The sequence below is a fragment of the Actinosynnema mirum DSM 43827 genome (genome assembly GCF_000023245.1).
Taxonomy (GTDB): Bacteria; Actinomycetota; Actinomycetes; order Mycobacteriales; family Pseudonocardiaceae; genus Actinosynnema; species Actinosynnema mirum.
Window position 1 is genome coordinate 2,481,996 of sequence record NC_013093.1, and the last position, 17,982, is coordinate 2,499,977.

The 17,982-nt window shown below is 72.6% G+C and carries 13 protein-coding genes; 11 read left to right on the top strand and 2 right to left on the bottom strand.

The annotated features are described in order from the left end of the window. Positions 1–120: 120 nt before the first annotated feature. Positions 121–2,991 carry a helix-turn-helix transcriptional regulator gene (locus tag AMIR_RS42675; RefSeq protein ID WP_015801074.1) on the bottom strand — a complete coding sequence of 957 codons (2,871 nt, stop codon included), beginning with the start codon at positions 2,989–2,991 and terminating at the stop codon, positions 121–123. 185 nt (positions 2,992–3,176) lie between these two features. Further along, the gene (locus AMIR_RS11260) at positions 3,177–4,565 is read right to left on the bottom strand and encodes a bifunctional phosphatase PAP2/diacylglycerol kinase family protein (RefSeq protein WP_049796793.1); all 1,389 of its coding nucleotides are present in this window, start codon (positions 4,563–4,565) and stop codon (positions 3,177–3,179) included. A 117-nt stretch (positions 4,566–4,682) separates the two neighbouring features. Between AMIR_RS11260 and pafA the strand changes: the two genes are divergently transcribed. From pafA to AMIR_RS11315, 11 genes are all read left to right on the top strand, one after another. Further along, on the top strand, positions 4,683–6,041 hold the full coding sequence (gene pafA / locus AMIR_RS11265) for a Pup--protein ligase (protein ID WP_015801076.1): 1,359 nt from the start codon (positions 4,683–4,685) through the stop codon (positions 6,039–6,041). Between the two features lie 126 nt (positions 6,042–6,167). After that, positions 6,168–7,052, top strand: a complete 885-nt coding sequence (locus AMIR_RS11270; protein WP_015801077.1) for an SRPBCC family protein — start codon at positions 6,168–6,170, stop codon at positions 7,050–7,052. Positions 7,053–7,341: 289 nt separating this feature from the next. Beyond that, entirely contained in the window at positions 7,342–8,325 is a 984-nt protein-coding gene (locus AMIR_RS11275; RefSeq protein ID WP_015801078.1) for a helix-turn-helix transcriptional regulator, read from the top strand. Continuing rightward, positions 8,322–9,287, top strand: coding sequence for a helix-turn-helix transcriptional regulator (locus AMIR_RS11280; RefSeq protein WP_015801079.1), 966 nt, complete (start codon positions 8,322–8,324; stop codon positions 9,285–9,287). Before AMIR_RS11275 ends, AMIR_RS11280 begins: the two co-directional genes overlap by 4 nt. 25 nt (positions 9,288–9,312) lie before the next feature. After that, the gene (locus AMIR_RS11285) at positions 9,313–9,594 is read left to right on the top strand and encodes a bacteriophage holin (protein WP_049796794.1); all 282 of its coding nucleotides are present in this window, start codon (positions 9,313–9,315) and stop codon (positions 9,592–9,594) included. Then, positions 9,572–9,916, top strand: coding sequence for a Sec-independent protein translocase subunit TatA (tatA, locus tag AMIR_RS11290; protein ID WP_015801080.1), 345 nt, complete (start codon positions 9,572–9,574; stop codon positions 9,914–9,916). The genes AMIR_RS11285 and tatA overlap by 23 nt, the downstream gene beginning before the upstream one ends. A gap of 213 nt (positions 9,917–10,129) precedes the next feature. Then, a complete protein-coding gene (tatC, locus tag AMIR_RS11295) occupies positions 10,130–11,158 on the top strand; it encodes a twin-arginine translocase subunit TatC (RefSeq protein ID WP_084798849.1) in 1,029 nt (342 codons plus the stop codon). 207 nt (positions 11,159–11,365) lie between these two features. Further along, positions 11,366–12,268, top strand: coding sequence for a diacylglycerol/lipid kinase family protein (locus tag AMIR_RS11300; RefSeq protein WP_041837622.1), 903 nt, complete (start codon positions 11,366–11,368; stop codon positions 12,266–12,268). Between the two features lie 146 nt (positions 12,269–12,414). Further along, complete coding sequence (locus AMIR_RS11305; RefSeq protein ID WP_015801083.1) at positions 12,415–15,405, top strand: DEAD/DEAH box helicase; 2,991 nt, start codon at positions 12,415–12,417, stop codon at positions 15,403–15,405. A gap of 118 nt (positions 15,406–15,523) precedes the next feature. Further along, complete coding sequence (locus AMIR_RS11310; RefSeq protein WP_015801084.1) at positions 15,524–16,210, top strand: DUF4333 domain-containing protein; 687 nt, start codon at positions 15,524–15,526, stop codon at positions 16,208–16,210. A 274-nt stretch (positions 16,211–16,484) separates the two neighbouring features. Next, positions 16,485–17,789, top strand: coding sequence for a GNAT family N-acetyltransferase (locus AMIR_RS11315; RefSeq protein WP_015801085.1), 1,305 nt, complete (start codon positions 16,485–16,487; stop codon positions 17,787–17,789). Positions 17,790–17,982 lie beyond the last annotated feature (193 nt).

The following is a 17,982-nucleotide window of genomic DNA, read 5'->3' on the forward strand; positions in this document are numbered from 1 at the left end:
TTTTTGGAGGTCTGCCCCGCCGGCGAGGCGTGCCTTTCAGCTCTTGATCTTCAGCTCTTGACCTTGATCTTGCACCCCTTCACCCCTTCACCCCTTCACCCCTTCCCCCTGCTCCCCCCCTCACCCCCGCCCCGACAGCCGCTGCACCACCCCAACCCGTGACCGAACCCCGAGCTTGGTGAAAACCCGAGCCAAATGCGCCTCAACCGTCTTGGCGGACAACGACAACCGCTCCGCGATCTCCCGATTGGTCAACCCCTCCGAGACCAACCGGGCGACCTCCCGCTCCCGCCCGGACAACGACTCCACGGTCCCCACCGCCTCAGGCCGCCGAGGCCGGGGCGCCCGAGCCCCCAACCGCGACTCCCCAGCCCGAACCCGCCCCGACAACCACAAAGCCCCACAAGCCGAATACCCGCTCTTGGCCCGCCCATAAGCCGCCCGTGCAGCCTCAAAATCCCCAGCCGCGGCCAGTGACGCAGCCGCCCGGTCATGCCCCAGAGCCACCTGCAACGGCGCCCCGGCCTCCCCGAACCACTCCACCGCAACCCCGGCCTCGTCCACGGACTCAGCCAACCGCCCACAAGCCGCCAACACCCCGGCCCGAGCCAACGCGGCCTCCCCGCGCTGAAACGCGATCCCCAACTCCTCGGCCAACCGCACGGCGTGCTCAGCCAGCCCCAAAGCCTCGTTCCAAGCCCCACCCCCGGCCCGGCACACCGCCAACACCCCACACCACCGAACCGCAGCCAGCCCCCGAACCCGCCCCACCCCACCACCGCTACCGCTACCGCCCCCACCACCGCTACCGCCCCCACGACCCCCACCACCCCCACCGCCCCGCCCACCCGCGACGTACCGCCCAGCCAACTCCCCAGCCCGCCGCAGCTCCCCAGCCCGAACCAACACCGAAGCGATCCCCGCATCAGCCTCCTGCGCCCACCAAGCAGACCGAGGCCGCCCCTCCTCAGCCAAGTCCAACGCAGCCGTAGGCCCCCGCCGCCACAACACCGGCTCGATCCGCGCAGCCACCGCCATAGCCGCCAGCTCCGGACTCCCCAACCCCTCAGCAGCCTCGTGCGCCTCCTCGGCGACCTCCACCGCCCGAGCCAGCTCCCCACCCGAAGCCGCCACGTCAGCCACCACCACCCGCAGGTAAGGCCGCACATGCGCCCGCCCGGTGGCCAGCGCGACCTCCTCCCCCCGCCGCAGATGCCGCTCCGCGTCCCCGCGCTCCCCGAGCCGCAACTCCAACCACCCCAACGGCGGCAGCACGTGCAGGTGATCCCGCAACGCCGTGTCCGGCAACCCGTCCACCAACCGCACCGCCGCCCGAGCCCACCCCCGCGCAGCCTCAGCGTCCCCGTCCTGCAGCGCCGTCAACCCGACCAGCATCGACGCCGCGGCCTCCTGCCCCCGATCCCCCCGCTCCCGCCCGTCCACCACCGCCTCGCGCGCCAACTCCGAGCACACCCCGGTGGCCCCGCGCAGCACCTCGGTGGCCGCCAGCTCCACCAGCAGCGCCCCCCGCCCCGCCGCCTCCCGACCCCCCGCGAGCTCGGCCTCCAACAACGCCTTCGACTCGTCGAACCGCCCCAACAGCCGATCCGCGACCGCGCTGAACCGCACCGCTTCCCGCCGCCCAGGCCCGGCGGCGGCCTCCAGCACCCCGTGCAGAATCCGCCTGCTCTCCGGCAGCCGCTCCGCCAACCCCACCACCCTGGCCAGCAGCACCCGCAACTCCGCGGACCGCACGTGCCCCTCCGGCAGCAACTCCAACGCCGTCCGCAACCACCCCGCCGCACTCGCGGGCGCGCTGTCCACCGCCACCACGGCCGCGTCCACCAACGTCCCCACCGCCACGTCGTCCCGCCGCGCCGCCCGACTCGTGTGGTGCGCCCGCAACGCCAACGACCCGCCGTGCGCCCGCAGGTGCTCCTCGGCCCGCCGATGCGCCCCGATCCGCCAAGCGGGCCCCGCGGACTGATAAGCCGCAGCCCGCACCAGCGGGTGCCGGAACCGGAACCGCCCGCCGACCGGCCGCAGCACCCCCAGCTCCGTCAGCTCGTCCACCGCCGCGAACACCTCGTCCTCGGGCATCCCCGCGACCGCGACCAGCAACCCCACCTCGGCCGTGTCCCCGGCGACAGCCGCCGCGTGCGCCACCCGCAACCGGTCCGGCGCCAGGCCCCGCAACTCCCCGGTCAGCAACGCCCCCAACCGCCGCGGCAAGTCCTCCGGGTCCGTGTGCTCCCGGTCCAGCGCCCCCAGCGCCCGCTCGTCCAGCCGCGCCAGCGCGTCCAAGTACAGCGGGTTCCCCCCGCTGACCCGCGTCAACAACTCCCGCCGCCGCGCCGGGACGTCCGGCAGCAGCACCGCCACGTCCCGCTCCACCAGCGGCCCCGGCGCCAACCGCACCACCTCCGCGCGGGTGCGCCCCAACGCCGCGGGCAACCCCGCCGGGACCTGGTGCCCCCGGTAGGCCACCGCCACCACCAGCGGCGCCTCCGGCAGGTCCAGCAGCAACGACTCCACCAGCTCCAGCGAGTCCTCGTCCGCCCAGTGCACGTCGTCCAGCAGCACCACCAGCCCCGACGGCCGGGCCCGCCTCCCGAGCGTGCGCCGCACCGCCCGGTGCAACCGGTACCGGTGCGCGCCCCCGCCCACCCCCGCCTCGCCCGGAGCACCCTCGGGCGTCAGCGAGTCCAGCAGCGCCTGCGTCGTGTCGTCCGGCTTCAACCCGCCGAGCGCCTCCGCCACGATCCCGAACGGCACCCCGCGCTCGTACTCCCCGGCCCGCCCCGAGACCACCTCGAAGGACCGCTCCAGCGCTATCCGCGCGAGCTCGTCCAGCAGCGCCGTCTTGCCGATCCCCGGCTCGCCGTGCACCTCCACCACCTGCGGCGACCCGGTCGCGGACGCGCGCGCCACGGCCTGCCGCAGCGCCTCGACCTCCCCGTCCCTGCCCGCTGCCGCCCGACCGGCGCCCACTGACCTACCCGCACCTTCCCGCCGCCCGGAACCGCGATCGCCGCCGAGCCTAGGGGCCGCGCGCGATCCCGTCGATCAACCGGGTGGCGACGAGCGCAGCCGCAGCCCCCACCCCAAGCCCGGTAGATCCCCTCACCTCAAGCCCGGTAGATCCCCTCACCTCAAGCCCGGTAGATCACCACACCTCAAGCCCGGTAGATCCCCAACGCCGCAGGCCGGGCCCGGAACGAGAACCGCGACCCGGTGGGCCCGACCTCCCCGTCCGTGGCGATCGCCACCGACCGCCCCAGCACCCGCACGTCCAACCGCCGCGTCTCCATGTGCCGGTAGGTCCGGCTCCGGTGCAGCGACCCGAGCAGCGCGCCCAGGAAGAACCGGGTCCGCGACATCCGCGTGTCCGCCCGGATGAACCGCACGTCCATCAGCCCCCGGTCCAGCGCGGGCCGGGTGGTCGGCGCGAACCCCTTCGGCCGGTACGGCCCGTTGCCCACGAACAGCATCCACACCAGGTGCGGTTCCCCGTTCAGCTCCACCCGCAGCGGCTTGGACGTCCCCAGCACCCGCCCCATCGCGATCGCCGCCGCGGGCCACTTGCCCCACCGGTGCTGGAGCTTGTCCCGCAGCCGCACCATGTCCGGGTACCCGCCCAGGCTCGCCGTGTTCACGAACCACCTCGGGTCGGCCCCGTCGACCTGCACCGTCGACAGGTCCACCACCACCCCGTCGCCCGCCGCGACCGCCCGCGCCGTGTCGTACAGCCCGGCAACGCCGACGTCGCGCGCGAAGTGGTTGAGCGACCCGGCGGGCACCAGCACCAGCGGCAACCGGTTCTCGGCGGCCACCGCCGCCACCGCCCCGACCGACCCGTCCCCGCCCGCGACGCCCAGCGCGCGCGGCCGGTGCTCCAGCACCGAACCCAGCTCGTCGATGCCGACCAGGATCGCCTTGGGCCACTGCTCGGCGATCGCCTCGGACGGGTCCGCCGAGGTGAACCCGGCGCTCGGGTTGACCACCACGACCAGCCCCTCGCCCTCCTCCAGGGCCTCCAGCGACGCGTGCTCCCTGGCCGACGCGGGCTCGTCGCGCCCCCGCGGCCACCACCGCCGGGTCAGCAGCCCCGCGCCCACCCCGACCGCCGCGCCCACGGCCACGTCCGAGGGCCAGTGCACCCCGGTGTGCACCCGCGAGTAGGCCACCGCAGCCGCGATCGGGGCCACCACGACCGCCGCGATCGGGTGATCCATGGCCACCGCCGTGGTGAACGCGGCGGCCGACGCCGAGTGCCCCGACGGGAACGACGAGGAGGTCGGCCGCTTGGTCAGCCTGCGCGGCACGTCCAGCAGGTCGGCGGCGGGCCTGCGGCGCGGGAACAGGGTCTTGCCGACCAGGTTCGCCGACGCGCTGGCCCCCGCGATCGCCGCGATCCCGCGCAGCGCGGCGTGCCTGCCCCTGCCCTTGCGCAGCGCCAGCACACCCGCCACGCAGAACCACAGCACGCTGTGGTTCGCCGTCCTCGTGAGCGCCTTCAGGCCCCGGTCCAGCCGCGACGGCGGCAGGGCGGCAACGCGCTCCATCAGTGCCTGATCCAGTTGGTTCACACGTCGGCGCACACCCGGAACGTTATCGGCGAACACGCCGCTCCGCCCGATTGGATCACTGGACGCGGGCCGGGATGCGCCTACTGTTGAGGGATGCAGCGGCGGATCTTCGGCATTGAGACTGAGTTCGGGGTGACCTGCACCTTCCACGGGCAGCGCAGGCTGTCCCCGGATGAGGTCGCGCGGTACCTGTTCCGCCGGGTGGTGTCCTGGGGCCGTTCGTCCAACGTCTTCCTGCGCAACGGCTCACGGCTCTACCTGGACGTCGGCTCGCACCCCGAGTACGCCACGGCGGAGTGCGACGACCTGGCCCAGCTCGTCAGCCACGACAAGGCGGGCGAGCGCATCCTGGAGGACCTGCTGGTCGACGCCGAGCGCAGGCTCGCCGACGAGGGCATCGGCGGCGACATCTTCCTGTTCAAGAACAACACCGACTCGGCGGGCAACTCCTACGGCTGCCACGAGAACTACCTCGTCGCCCGCGCGGGGGAGTTCTCCCGCATCGCCGACGTGCTGCTGCCGTTCCTGGTGACCCGCCAGCTGATCTGCGGCGCGGGCAAGGTGCTCCAGACCCCGCGCGGCGCGGTCTACTGCCTGTCCCAGCGCGCCGAGCACATCTGGGAGGGCGTCTCGTCGGCGACCACCCGGTCCCGGCCGATCATCAACACCCGCGACGAGCCGCACGCCGACGCCGAGCGCTACCGCAGGCTGCACGTCATCGTCGGCGACTCGAACATGTCCGAGGTGACCACGCTGCTCAAGGTGGGCAGCGCGAACCTGGTCCTGGAGATGATCGAGCAGGGCGTGCAGTTCCGGGACTTCAGCCTGGACAACCCGATCCGCGCCATCCGCGAGATCAGCCACGACCTGACCGGGCGGCGCACGGTCAAGCTGGCGGGCGGCAAGGAGGCGTCGGCGCTGGACATCCAGCGCGAGTACTACGAGCGGGCCGTGGAGCACGTGGCCAAGCGCTCGCCCGACCCGATGGCCGAGCGGGTGCTGGAGCTGTGGGGCCGCACGCTCGACGCGATCGCCGCGCAGGACCTGTCGAAGATCGACCGCGAGATCGACTGGGCGATCAAGCACCGGCTGCTGGAGCGGTACCAGGCCAAGCACGACATGGACCTGTCGAACCCGCGCATCGCCCAGCTGGACCTGGCCTACCACGACATCCGGCGCGGGCGGGGCGTGTTCGACCTGCTCCAGCGCAAGGGGCAGGTGGAGCGGGTGACCGACGACGGCGAGATCGAGGCGGCGAAGGACACCCCGCCGCAGACCACGCGGGCGAAGCTGCGCGGCGACTTCATCGCGGCGGCGCAGGCGGCCGGGAGGGACTTCACGGTCGACTGGGTGCACCTGAAGCTGAACGACCAGGCGCAGCGGACGGTGCTGTGCAAGGACCCGTTCCGGGCGGTGGACGAGCGGGTGGAGCGGCTGATCGCGTCGCTGTGAGGCCCAGGTCCTGCTCTTGGTTCCGGGCCTGGGCCCTGGTCCCGTCGTGGGCGCGCCGCCGCGACGGGACCGGGTGCGCCGTGGTCTGCTGGGGCCTCGCTGTCGTCGGGACGTCAGGGGGTCGCTGTGGGCGAGACGGTGCGGTTGGCGGTGCGCGCGGGCGTTCCGGTCGAGCGGGTGTGGCGGGCGCTGACCGATCAGGCCGAGGTGCGGGCGTGGCTGGACGAGGAGTCCGAGGTCGACCTGCCCACCCGCTTCACGTTCGGGGGGCGGCAGTCGCCCGGCGGTGAGCAGCGGGTGCTCGCCGTGGTCGACGGCGCGGCGGGGGACCGGGCGCTCACCCTGGGGTGGGACGTCGGCGGCGAGCAGACCACGGTCGAGTTCCGCCTGGTCGCGGACGGTGGCGGCACGCAGGTGCACCTGGCGCAGAGCCACTTCCCCGGTTGGGAGGCGGCGGTCGCCGAGGAGGGCGTGCTGGCCTGGCTGTACACCTTCTGGGTGCTGGCCCTGTGCGACCTGGTCGACCACGTCGAGGGCCGCGAGGTGGGCCCGAGGCCGGACTTCACGCCGGGCCTGGCCGAGTTCCGCGCCGAGGTGCTGATCAGGGCGCCCCGCCCCGAGGTGGCGGCGTCCCTGGTGGAGCCGGAGCGCTACGAGCGCTGGTTCGGCGCGAAGGTCGACATCGAGCCCTGGCCGGGAGGCCGCTTCGCGATGGGCGGCTTCGACCTGGACCCGTCCCCCGGACAAGTGGCGGCCTATGAACCCGACCGGATGATGCGCATCGCCTGGGGTCGCTCGACGCACACCTGGGAACTGTCCGACGCCGAGGAGGGCACCACCCTGGTGGTCACCCAGTCCGGCTTCGACCCGGACCACCCACCGCACGGCGAGTGGTCCGGCTGGCTCGGCGGCCTGGCGGGCCTGCGCCGCTACCACGAACTGCCGAGCACCCCACCGATCTGGCTCCCCGGCGACGTGCCCGGCCTGCCCGAGGGAATGCTCACCGACTGACCCCACACCGCTCGGGGACGGGGGCACCCCGCTGCCTGGGGACGGGGACAGCCCACTGCCTGGGGACGGGGACACCCCGCCGCCTGGGGACGGGGGCAGCCCACTGCCTGGGAACGTCCCGCTGCTCGCCGCTCCCACCCCCGCCACGCCGGTCAGCGGGTGAACGGACCGCTCACCAATTTCCCCCCACCCGCCCTGACCAGCAAAAACCCACCCCAGCGGACCGTTCGCCCAGGAAACCACCAGGGATGCCGGTCACCCGGCCCCCCGGCGGGGTTAGGGTTCCGTCGTGGCCACCGCACGTGCTGAGCGGCTCGTCAACCTGGTCCTGTGCCTGCTCTCCACTCGCCAGTACCTGACCGCCGAGCGCATCCGCGCCATCGTCCCCGGATACACCGACGCCGCGACGGACGAGGCGTTCTTCCGCATGTTCGAGCGCGACAAGTCCGAGCTCCGCGACCTGGGCGTCCCCCTGGAGACCGGGCGCAGCGGGGCCTTCGACTCCGTCGACGGCTACCGCATCGCCCGCCGCGACTACGAGCTCGGCGACATCGACCTCGAACCCGACGAGGCCGCCGCCGTCGCGCTCGCGGGCCGCCTCTGGGACTCCCCGCAGCTCACCGGCGCCGCCCACGGCGCGCTGCTCAAGCTGCGCGCGGCGGGCGTCGACGTGGACCAGGACGTGCACGTGCCGGTCGAGCCGAGGGTCCGCGCGACCGAACCGGCGTTCCCGCCGCTGCTCGCCGCCTCGCAGACCGGCCGCGTGGTCGAGTTCGACTACCGCCGCCCCAGCCCGGTCGAGGTGCGCACCCGCACCGTCGAGCCGTGGGGCGTGGTGGCCTGGCGCGGGCGCTGGTACCTCGTCGGCCACGACCGGGACCGGGGGGCCACGCGCTGCTTCCGGCTGTCCCGGATCGTCGGCGACGTGCGCACCCTCGGCAAGCCCGGCGCCGTTACCAGGCCCGACGACGTCGACCTGCTCGGGTTCGTCGCCCGCACCCAGCCCTCGCCGCAACCGCCCGCGCCCGCGAAGCTGTGGGTCGCGAAGGGCCGCGGCCACGGCCTGCGCCGCCGCGCGCGCGTCGTGGGGGAGCGCGAGCTGGCGGGTGTGCCCGGCGACCTGCTGGAGATCGAGCTGAACTTCCCGGACTCGGCCGCCGGCTGGATCGCGGGCTTCGGCCCCGACGCCGTCGTGCTGGAGCCCGAGGTGCTGGCCAAGAGCGTGCGGGAGCGCCTGCTCGGCGCGCTGCGCGGGACGGGGGTGGTCGCGTGACCTCGGCGAACGACCGGCTGCCGAGGCTGCTCGCGCTGGTCCCGTACCTGCTGGCCCGCCCCGGCATCCCGATCGTCGAGGCCGCCGCCGACTTCCAGGTCACCCCCAAGCAGCTGCGCAAGGACCTGGAGCTGCTCTGGATGTGCGGCCTCCCCGGCTACGGCCCCGGCGACCTGATCGACCTGTCGTTCGAGGGCGAGACGGTCACCGTCACGTTCGACGCGGGCATGAGCCGCCCGCTGCGCCTGACCGCCGCCGAGGCCACGTCGCTGCTGGTGGCGCTGCGCGCGCTCGCCGACACGCCCGGCGTCGCGGACAAGGCCGCCGTCGAGCGCGCCGTCGCCAAGGTCGAGTCCGCCGTCGGCCAGGCCCAGCCCTCGGGCGTCGCGGTCGGCCTCGCCGTGCGCGAGGGCCCGGAGACGGCGCGCGTGCGGGACGCCATCGCCGAGGGCGTGCGGGCCCGCCGCGCGCTCGCGCTGCGCTACTACACGCCGTCCCGCGACGAGATCACCGACCGGGTCGTCGACCCGATGCGGATGCTGCTGGTCGAGGGCCGCAGCTACCTGGAGGCCTGGTGCCGGGCCGCCGACGGGGTGCGGCTGTTCCGGATCGACCGGGTCGACGCCGTCGAGGTGCTGGACGAACCGGCCAGCCCGCCGCCGCACGCCGTGCCCACCGACACCTCCGAGGGCCTGTTCCAGCCCGACCCGGACCAGCGCGCCGCCGTGCTCGTGCTGGAGCCGGACGCCCGCTGGTTCGCCGAGTACTACCCGACCGAGGCCATGGTCGAGCTGCCGGACGGCCGCGCCCGCGTGCTGATGCGCTACACCGACACCGCCTGGATGGTCCGGCTCGTGCTGGGCCAGGGCGGCGAGGTGCGCGCCGAGGAGCCCGCCGAGCTGGTCGAGGCGGTGGCGAGGCAGGCCAGGGCCGCGTTGGACCGGGCGGATCAACTCCGGTGAACCGCTTGCCTATACGGTTGACGGTGTGCCGTACTTGCCGTCCCTAGCACTGGTGCTGCTCGGGCTGGTCATCCTGGTGGTGGCCGTGCTCAAGGTCACCCGGTCGTTGCGCCGCGCACGCGCGGCAAGCACTCTGATGAGCGACAGGGTCGGCGATCGGGTCGGCTTCCTCCGCGCGCGCCTGGCCGCGCTCGGGGTGGCCTTCCAGCAGCGGCGTCCGGACAAGGCCCGTCAGGGCGAACCCCGGCTACGATCGAGGAACCGGGGCCGACAGGAGGAAGACCATGCCCAATCTCGGAGTACCTGAACTGCTGATCATCGCCGTGGTGGTCCTGCTGCTGTTCGGGTCGAAGAAGCTCCCGGACATGGCCCGCTCGCTCGGCCGCTCTGCGAAGATCCTCAAGGCCGAGACCAAGGGCCTGCGCGACGAGGACCAGCCCCAGCAGCAGCCCGTGCAGCAGGTCCAGCCGGTGCAGCAGCCCGCCCAGCCGCTGCCGACCGCGCAGCAGCCGGTCCAGCAGTACGCCCAGCCGGTGCAGCAGCAGCCCGTCGCGCAGCCGGTCCAGCCGGTGCAGCAGCAGCCTGCCGCCCAGCCTGTCGCCCAGCCGGTGCAGCCCAAGCAGGACTGAGCCGGTCGCGCCGCGAGCGGCACGGGCCGCCACCCGTGCCCGGCGCGTGACCCCGCCGAACGACGAGCCGAACGACGAGCGGTGCCGGGCGAGCCAGTCCCGGCCGACGAGCAGTGAAGGACGGTCCACGCCGTGGGGGCGAGCCCTGGGTGGTTGTCGCGCAGGCGGGAGAGCCGCAAGCTGAGGAGCAAGCGGCACAATCCCGAAGGCACCATGTCGCTGCGCGACCACCTCTACGAGCTGCGCAACCGGCTGGGCTGGGCGCTGCTGTTCCTCACCATCGGCTCGGTCTTCGGCTTCATCTGGTGGAGTTGGCGCATCCTCGGCGCGCCCAGCCTCGGCGACATCATCATCTCGCCGTACTGCGGCATCCCGCTGGAGGACCGGTTCAACCAGAACCAGGAGTGCCAGCTGCTCCAGACCCAGCCGTTCGAGGCCTTCATGATCCAGCTGAAGGTCGGCGCGGCGGCCGGAGCGGTGCTCACCTCGCCGCTGTGGCTCAACCAGCTGTGGCGGTTCATCGCGCCGGGCCTGTACGCGAAGGAGCGCAAGTTCGCGCTGATCTTCGTCGGGGTGGCGTCGCTGCTGTTCCTCGCGGGCGCGGTGCTGGCGTTCTACGTCGTGCCGCAGGGCCTGTCCGTGCTGGTCGGGTTCGGTGACAACAAATTCCTGACCGCCCTGTCGGGCACCGCGTACATCGACTTCGTGCTGGCCCTGCTGATCATATTCGGGGTCAGCTTCGAGCTGCCGCTGGTGGTGGTGATGCTGAACGCGGTCGGCATCCTGCCGTACGAGAAGCTCAAGCGCTGGCGCCGCGGGCTGGTCTTCGGGTTGTTCGTGTTCGCCGCGTTCGCGACGCCGGGCACCGACCCCATCTCGATGGTCGCGCTCGCGATCTCGCTGGCGCTGCTGTTCGAGATGGCCACCCAGATCGCCCGCCTGCACGACAAGCGCAAGGCGCGCAAGCGCGTGGAGGAGGGCTTCGGGCCCGAGGAGAACTGGGACAAGCTGTCGGACGACGAGGCCTCGCCGTTCGACTACACGCCGACTCAGGTCGAGGACAGCGGGACCGCGGGGCGGACCGCGACCCAGGCCGCGCCGCCGCAGGCGCAGGCAGCGCAGGCGCAGGCAGCGCAGGCCCAGGGCCAGGGCCAGCCGGTTCAGCCGCAGAGCCCCGCGCAGCCGACGCCTCCGGCCGCTCAGCCGGAGCGCAGGGTGAACTACGACGACGACGCGACCTGATCCGCGCGTCGCACGACTTCCGAGGACCGGCCGGGCTGAGCCCCGCCGGTCCTCGGCGTTTCAGGGGCGTGCGGTTCCGGGTGCGTGAGGGGCGTGAGGGGGAGTGCGCACTTCGTCTTCCCGCGCACTGCGAGCGCTTTCCGGGTTTCGGCTCCTAAGCTCAGGTCCCGCGTGGGCAGCACGTCCCCGACCGACTGGAGCGCCGCCGTGACCAGAGCCGCCCTGCTGGTGTCGCCGAACTCCGGCGGGGGAGCCGCCGCGCGGATCGCGGGCACCACCGCGGCCCTGCTGCGCGAGTCCGTGGACGTGCTGGACCTGCTGGTTCCCACCAGCACGGCCGAGGCGGCGGCGATGGCCGAGCGGGTGGTGGGCGCGAACGTCGACGCGCTGGTGGTCCTGGGTGGTGACGGCGCCGCGCACGTGGCGCTCCAGGCGTGCGCGGGCACCCCGACCGCGCTCGCCGTCATCCCGGCGGGCACCGGGAACGACCTGGCCAGGGCCCTCGGCTCCCGGTCGGCGGCGGACCTGGTCCCGGCGCTGCGCTCGGGCGAGCGGCGCCGGGTCGACCTGGGGCGGGTGCGGGGTGGGCGGTGGTTCGCGACGGTGCTGTGCGCGGGGTTCGACTCGGCGGTCAACGCCCGCGCGAACCGGATGCGCTGGCCCGCCGGTCCGCGCCGGTACGATCTGGCGCTGCTCGCGGAGCTGCTCGGCCCGCGACCGGGGAGGCTGCTGCTGGGCACCCCGAAGGGGGAGATCGGGGTGAACGCGCTGCTGGTCGCGGTCGGCAACACCGGCAGCTACGGCGGCGGCGTGCCGGTGTGCCCAGGGGCGGACCCGGAGGACGGGCTGTTCGACGTCACGGTGGTGGAGGCGGTGAGCAGGCGGACCCTGCTGCGGGTGCTGCCCACCCTGCGGACCGGCGACCACACGGCGCACCCGGCGGTGCACACGTTCCGGGCGTCCTCGATCCGGCTGGCCGGACCGGCGTGGACGGCTTACGCGGACGGTGAGCGCCAGCGGGCCCTGCCGGTGACGGCGACCTGCGTGCCGGGTGCGCTGAGCACTATTCCTTCAGTGCTGACCGATTCCAGTATTCCGGCGCGGACCTGACCGGCGGTTGAGTCCTCGTCGACGCACCCCTGACGAACTTCACCCACACCGTGCGCACCCCCCTCACCAGGACGATCACCCCCTGGCGGCCCGACGTGGAAAAAATGACCACAGCTTTTGTCCGCCCCTTGTGACAGCCTGGTGGGGTGTCAAGTGCTTCCCGGTCCCCGGCCGAGGCCTATGCGGAATCCCGCCGCCGCGCTTCCCGGCCCCAGTTGACCGACTTCCTCTCGGTGGTCTCCTTCGAGCTCGACCCGTTCCAGCTGCGCGCCTGCGAGTTCCTGGAGGACGGCCACGGCGTCCTGGTGTGCGCGCCGACCGGCGCGGGCAAGACCGTCGTCGGCGAGTTCGCCGTGCACCTCGCCCTCGCCGAGGGTCGGAAGTGCTTCTACACCACGCCGATCAAGGCGCTGTCGAACCAGAAGTACGCCGACCTGTGCGCCCGGTACGGCCAGGACAAGGTCGGCCTGCTCACCGGCGACACCTCGGTCAACGGCGACGCCCCCGTGGTCGTCATGACCACCGAGGTGCTGCGGAACATGCTCTACGCGGGCTCCTCCACCCTCAACAGCCTCGGCTACGTGGTCATGGACGAGGTGCACTACCTCGCCGACCGCTTCCGGGGCCCGGTGTGGGAGGAGGTCATCCTGCACCTGCCCGAATCGGTGCGGCTGGTGGGCCTCTCGGCCACGGTGAGCAACGCCGAGGAGTTCGGCGAGTGGCTCGTCACCGTCCGAGGTGACACCGCGGTGGTGGTGGACGAGCACCGACCGGTGCCGCTGTGGCAGCACATGCTGGCCGGCCCGCGCATGTTCGACCTGTTCGCCGACGACGTCGCCGACACCCACGTCAAGATCAACCCGCAGCTGCTGCGCCAGGTCGAGGACCTGGCCCGCTTCCACGTGCCGTGGACGCGCGGCCGGGGCAACAAGGGCGGCCGTCCGCCGCGCTCGACCGGGTTCAAGCCGCCGTCGCGGGTCGACGTCGTCCAGCGGCTCGACGCGGCCGGGCTGCTGCCCGCGATCGTGTTCGTGTTCAGCCGGGCGGGCTGCGACGCGGCCGTCAACCAGTGCGTGCGGTACGGCCTGCGCCTGACCACGCCCGACGAGGTCGAGGTCATCCGCCGGATCGTCGACGAGAAGACCCGCGACCTGCCGCAGGACGACCTGACGGTCCTCGGCTACTGGGAGTGGCGCGAGGCGCTGGAGCGCGGCATCGCCAGCCACCACGCCGGCCTGCTGCCCGCGTTCAAGGAGACGGTGGAGGAGCTGTTCGTGCGCGGCCTGGTCAAGGCCGTGTTCGCCACCGAGACCCTCGCGCTCGGCATCAACATGCCCGCGCGGACGGTGGTGCTGGAGAAGCTGGTCAAGTACAACGGCGAGGCGCACGTCGACCTCACGCCGGGCGAGTACACGCAGCTCACCGGGCGTGCGGGGCGTCGTGGCATCGACGTCGAGGGGCACGCCGTGGTGGTGTGGCAGCCCGGCGTCGACCCGAAGGCGGTCGGCGGGCTGGCGTCCACCCGCACCTACCCGCTGCGATCCTCGTTCCGGCCCGGCTACAACATGGCCGTCAACCTGGTGCACCGGCTCGGCGCGCCCGCCGCGCGCGACCTGCTGGAGCAGTCGTTCGCCCAGTTCCAGGCCGACCGGTCGGTGGTGGGGCTGGCCAGGCGGATCGAGCGCAACCGGGAGGCGCTGGCGGGGTACGCGGAGTCGATGACCTGCCACCTCGGGGACTTCGCGGAGTACGCGTCGCTGCGCCGCCGGGTCTCGGAGCGGGAGAAGGCGCTGGCCAGGCAGAACACCTCGGCCAGTCGCGCGGAGACCGCCGCGTCGCTGGAGAAGCTGCGGAAGGGCGACGTCATCGCGGTGCCGTCCGGGCGGCGGACCGGGTTGGCGGTGGTGATCGACCCAGGGCTGGAGCCGCTGGGGGAGCCGAGGCCGTTCGTGGTCACCGAGGACCGGTGGGCCGGGCGGTTGACCTCGACGGACTTCCCGGTCCCGGTCGAGGTGCTGGGGAAGGTGCGGCTGCCCAAGCAGGTCGACACCCGGTCGCCCAGGTCGCGGCGGGACCTGGCGGCGACGCTGCGCAACACCGGGATCGTCGCGCCGAGCGCGCGGAAGCGGCGGTCCACGGCGGACGACGACGCCGAGCTGGCGACGTTGCGGCGGGCGCTGCGGGCGCACCCGTGCCACGGGTGCGAGAAGCGCGAGGAGCACGCTCGGTGGGGGGAGAGGTACCACCGGCTGCTGGCCGAGACGGAGCAGACGGAGCGGAAGGTCGCGGCCACGACGCACTCGTTGGCTCGGGAGTTCGACCGGATCCGGGCGTTGTTGCGGGAGCGCGGGTACCTGGAGGTCGTGGAGGACGAGCCCGAGGGTGGGGCCGTGTTCGAGGCTTCCAGTGAGGGCGTCGTTTCCGAGGGGGCGGCTTCCGAGAGGGCTGCTTCCGAGAGGGCTGCTTCCGAGGGGGCTGCTTCCGAGGGGGCGGCTTCTGCGGGCGTTGCTTCGGAGGGCGTCGGTGCGGGCGAGCCGGAGCAGAGGAAGCGGCGGGTCGTGCGGCGGGCGGGGCAGGAGCGCGTGTCGGGCGGGCCCGGTAGGAGGGGCGGGGAGCGGGTCACCGAGCACGGCAGGCGGTTGACCAGGCTCTACAGCGAGTCGGATCTGCTGGCTGCGGAGTGCCTGAGGCACGGGGTGTGGAAGGGGCTGGCGCCGGAGGAGCTGGCGGCGGTGGTGTCGTCGCTGGTGTACGAGGCGCGCAGGGACGGGCCGATGGAGGCGCGGCTGCCCGCGGGGAAGGTCTCGGACGCGATGACCGCGACCGCGAGGTTGTGGGCTGAGCTGGAGGACGACGAGCGCAGGCACCGGCTCGACCGCACCCGGCAGCCCGACCCCGGCTTCGCCTGGGCGGTGTACCGGTGGGCGCGCGGCGAGTCGCTGGAGCGGGTGCTCGGGACCACCGACACGGGTGGGACCGAGCTGGGGGCCGGTGACTTCGTGCGCTGGTGCAGGCAGGTCGTCGACTTCCTCGACCAGATCAGGGACGTCGTCGGCGGCGGCGACCCGGTGGGCGCGGCGGCCCGCAAGGCGGTCGACGCGCTGCGTCGTGGTGTGGTCGCGTTGGCCACGGTCTGACAAAGTTTGGCGGGGTGCGCTGCGTAGTCGGCGTCATCCTGTGGTTTGATCGCGCGAGCAAGCCAGCACGTCCGAAATAGTCCTTTTCCCGTTCCAGACCGACCGCCGGAGGCCGAGCATGACCAGTCCGTACGGACCGTCCGGAGGGAACGACCCGCAGCAGCAGTGGGGCCAGCAGCCCTACGGCGGTGGCGGGTACCCCGGCACGCCGTCGGGTGGTTTCCCCGCTCAGCAGCCCGGTTACGGGCAGCCGGACCCCGCGCAGCAGCACCAGCAGCAGTGGGGTCAGCAGGCGCCGCAGGGGCAGCCGTACGGGCAGCCCCAGCAGCAGCAGTACCCCGGAACGCCCGGCGGTGGGTTCGACCCCAACAACCCGTACGGGCAGCCGCAGCAGCCCGGTTACGGGCAGCCCGGACAGCCAGGGCAGTACGGGCAGCCGGGCCAGTTCGGGCAGCCTGGGCAGTACGGGCCGCCGCCGCCCGCGAAGAAGTCCAACGGGCTGATCTGGGGCGTTGTGGTGGCCGTGGTGCTGATCGCGGCGGTCGTGGGCATCGGCGGGTTCGTGACGCCGGGGTGGTTCAACAAGAAGGTCCTGGACAACACGTCCGTGCAGAACGGGATCGTGCAGGTCCTCAAGGACGACTACAAGCTCGACGCCAAGAGCGCCAGCTGCACCGGTGAGCACGAGGTCACGCCGAACACCACCTTCGAGTGCGACGTGAAGGTCGGGGACGCGGACAAGAAGGTGAAGATCACCATCAAGACCTCGGACGGTGAGTACGAGGTTGGGCAGCCGACGGGCTGATCCACCACGTCGCGCGGCGCCAGGTCGCGCCAGGTCGCGCCAAGCCAAGCCAGGTCGCGCCAAGTCGCGCCAAGTCGCGCCAAGTCGCGCCAAGTCGCGCCAAGTCGCGCCAAGTCGCGCCAGGTCGCGCCAGGTCGCGTTGCTTCGCCGAGGCCGTTTCCCGATGACCGGGAAACGGCCTCGGTGCTTTTTGCGGGTGGGTGGGTGAGGTCCGGCTCCGTGATTCCTGGCTAATTGATTAGTGGGTGCGGGGGTGGCGGGGGAGGATGCCGGGGTGATTGACCACGACATCCGGGTGCTCGGCGACGAAACCCACTACCGCGCCGCGAACAACGTGTTCCGCAGGGCGCTGCTGAACGGTCCCGCCAACGACGAGATGTGGGAGGTGCTGCTCGAGTCCTACGTGCCTGGGCGGGCGCTGGGGGTGTTCGACGGGGACGAGGTGATCGGGTCGGCGCAGTCGTTCCCGTCGTCGTTGGTGGTGCCAGGGGGTGCGGTGCTGCCCATGGGGGCGGTGAGCCGGGTGGGGGTGCGGGCTGACTGGACTCGGCGTGGGGTGGTCAGCGCGCTGATGCGGACGCAGTTGCGGTCGCTGCGGGACATGGGGGACGTGGCGGCCACGTTGCGGGCCACCGAGGGTGGGATTTACGGGCGGTTCGGGTACGGGGTTGCCACTCGGGGGCGTGACCTGCGGGTGAGTCGGGTCAAGGCGGTGCCTCGGGCTCGGGTTGAGGGGCGGGTTCGGGTTCGGCCCGTCTCTGAGGTCGGGGATGGGGAGGAGTTGCGGGCGCTGTTCGAGGAGATCCGGGGTGGGGGCCGGGGTGGGGGGAGTGGTGAGGGGCGTGGTGAGGGGCGTGGTGAGGGCGGCCGGCCTGGGGTGATCGGGCGGTGGGACGGGTGGTGGTCGATGCACCTGAAGCGGGAGAAGGAGAAGGACCCGCAGGTTGTGGTCGCGACCGGGCCCGATGGGGTGGATGACGGGTTCGCGATGTACCGGGTTGAGCGGTCGCACACGGAGAAGTCCGAGTTGACGGTGTTGGACCTGTGGGCTGGGACGCCGCGTGCTTGGGCTGACCTGTGGCGGTACCTGCTGGGGGTGGACCTGGTGGATGAGGTTGTGGCTCACCTGAGGCCGTTGGACGAGCCGGTGGAGTTGTTGCTGGTCGACCCGCGTGGGTGTCGGTGGGAGAGCACGTCGGATGAGACCTGGTTGAGGTTGATCGACGTCGAGGAGGCTTTGGGGCGGCGGGAGTACGCGGCTGGTGTGGGTGTGGGTGTGGGTGGGGGTGGGGACGAGCTGGCTGTGGTGCTTGGGGTTCGGGATTCGTTGTTGCCGGAGAACGCGGGGAGTTATCGCGTTTCTCGGGGTGGGGTTGAGCGGGTGGAGGACGCGCCCGAGGTGGTGTTGGACGTTGCCGAGTTGGCAGCGGTGTACCTGGGGGATGTGTCGTTCGCGGCGTTGGCGGCTGCTGGGCGGGTTGAGGTTGTGGGGGCGGGGGTTGGTGCGGTTGGTGCGGTTGAGCGGGCTGATCGGCTGTTCGCGGTTGGTGAGGTTGCTTGGGCGGGGACGTACTTCTGAGCTTGTGGGTGGCTGAGGGGTGAAGATCAAGAGTTGAAGAGCTGCAAGATCAAGATCAAGAGCTGAAGAGCAAGAGCTACAAGCACGCCTCGCCGGCGGGGCAGACCTCCAAAAAAGAGGGGACGGGCTCTGTCGGCCGGTGGCGCTTGATCCTGTGGTCCGGTTTACCCCTGCGGTGGTCCGGGTCCCTCTT

Bases quoted from the DNA above. Each gene is read 5' to 3' on its own strand.
- AMIR_RS11260 (WP_049796793.1), bottom strand. From the start codon at position 4,565: ATGGAGCGCGTTGCCGCCCTGCCGCCGTCGCGGCTGGACCGGGGCCTG.
- pafA (WP_015801076.1), top strand. From the start codon at position 4,683: ATGCAGCGGCGGATCTTCGGCATTGAGACTGAGTTCGGGGTGACCTGC.
- AMIR_RS11310 (WP_015801084.1), top strand. From the start codon at position 15,524: ATGACCAGTCCGTACGGACCGTCCGGAGGGAACGACCCGCAGCAGCAG.
- tatC (WP_084798849.1), top strand. From the start codon at position 10,130: ATGTCGCTGCGCGACCACCTCTACGAGCTGCGCAACCGGCTGGGCTGG.
- tatA (WP_015801080.1), top strand. From the start codon at position 9,572: ATGCCCAATCTCGGAGTACCTGAACTGCTGATCATCGCCGTGGTGGTC.